At 65.4% G+C, this 1884-nt stretch carries 1 protein-coding gene; it reads right to left on the bottom strand.

The genetic code is table 11. From position 1 onward, the window contains the following. Positions 1-893: 893 nt before the first annotated feature. Entirely contained in the window at positions 894-1613 is a 720-nt protein-coding gene (locus tag ITP53_RS55135) for a DUF4429 domain-containing protein (RefSeq protein ID WP_195903444.1), read from the bottom strand. Between the last annotated feature and the right edge of the window lie 271 nt (positions 1614-1884).

The raw sequence follows: 1884 nt of genomic DNA, 5'->3' as shown, positions 1-1884 counted from the left end.
ATCACGCAGTAGTCACCGGAGAGCCCGTTGCCCGGAAAGCGGGCACGGCGGGTTCGGGAGGGGGCCGTCGGGAAAAGGACCAGCACGCTGACACCTCGCCTGACGGCCTACCTCGCTGGATCAGATACTCCTGGAGCACGGGAGCCAGGTGGCGTTCGTTGAGGATCAGGATCCGGTCCAGGAGTTCGCGGCGTAGGGTGCCGATGACGCGCTCGCAGATGGCGTTCATCCTCGGTGTCCGCGGCAGCGTGGGGATGACCTGCAGCCCTTCAGCTGTGAAGACCTCCCGGAAGGCGGAGGTGGAGAGGGGGTCTCCATTGTGGATCACGAACCGCAGCACGGAGATGCGGTTACCCAGATCCATCGCCAGGTTGCGGGCCTGCTGCGCCGTTCATGCTCCGGTCGGGTGCGCGGTCACTCCGGCCAGGTGCAGTCTCCGGGTGCCGTGCTCGATGAAGATCAGCACATACAGCCGTTAGAGCATTATCGTCTCGACTACCAGGAAGTGGCAGGCGATGATCGCGTGGGCTTGCAGCTTCAACGTCCTTGGACAGATCAGCGCGGACCAGCACCGCCAGCAGGCACCTCGCCAACCGGTAGACCAGGGGTAACAACACCTTGCGATGGCCGCAGCCGCCCGCCCTGATCGCGCAGCAAAACCCCAGTTCAGAGCACGAAACCGTGTTTTTGAGCGGGACAGGATCGGCGGCATTCCCGCGCGCCTCCACCTCGCCCTGGGCAAACGCCCGAACAACGTCTATCCAGGGGTCAACCGCTACGACCAACACCGAGACCGTGCTGATGGTGCGGTTCTTCCCGGACGGAAGCGCGCCGTCGGGTGCCTTGAGTTTCAAGGCGCCAACGCGCACAAAAGTCATATACGGGACATCAGCTCAGCCTTCCGCCGCGACCTGTTCGATCATGGGACCTTGTACGGCGGCCAGCACGGCGGCGGCGAAGGGCAGGGAGTGATGCGTAGCTCCCCAGCCAATGCCGAACACCACGGAGGCGGGATCGTTGTTGGGATTGGAGAGGGCCTGGTGCCCACGGATGCGCAGCCGCAACGACCCGCGAGCGTCCTCCAGTGCATGCCACTCGACGCCCTCGATCTCGGTGATCGGGTAACGCTGGTCACCTGCCGTGTACTTGGCCGGGGAAGCTCCGGACGAGAACCAGGTGAAGGTGACAGCCTGCCCGTCGAAGGCGGCCTCACCGTCCAATGCCTTGAAACTACGCGGCACCGAAGGACCGGCGATCAGGAACCGCTCAGCCGGACCGCACTCGGACAGGGCCGCGCGCATCTCGTCGGCATACTGGTCGGCCAGCGTCTCCGTGGCGGCGGGCAGCACCAGCCGGTACGGATCGAGCGACTCCTGGAGCTGCCCCGTTGCCGCGGACATGACCGGATCGGCTCCCTCCCGGGGAACCACCCGCAAAACCACCCGGCCGCGGGCACCAGGCTCCAGCATGACATCGGCCAGCGCGTCGTACGGCACGAACCGCTCACCGAGCTCCATGCTCAGTTTCGACGCCTTACCCGGCTCAGGCGTAATGCGCAGCCCCCCGTCCTCGAACTCCCACGCGCAACCTCGCCCCTTCAGTACGTCACCCATGCAAGCAAGGATAGGTGCCCGCATACTGGCGGCTGCGCAGACGGGTGGCCACCGCAGATGAGCTGGCTGGGCCTGCGCACGTCGCTGGCCGCCGCGTTCGGCGACGGCGACTACGGCGACTTCTGCTAGCCCCGTTTTCCGCACGTCGAGGTAAGTGAAGATCGCTGGGTTTGCTGTGGTGATCGTTGCGCGGTATGACCTGGGCTGGTGAGACAGCGTGCGCAGTGGGGCCAGGCCAGTGTCGAGAAGATGCTCGGAGCATTACCGGTGG

Origin of the sequence: Nonomuraea cypriaca (genome assembly GCF_015645445.1) — a bacterium.
GTDB classification, from domain to species: Bacteria; Actinomycetota; Actinomycetes; order Streptosporangiales; family Streptosporangiaceae; genus Nonomuraea; species Nonomuraea cypriaca.
The sequence above is the reverse complement of the archived record's forward strand: the minus strand, read 5'-3'. Positions and strand labels throughout refer to the sequence as shown.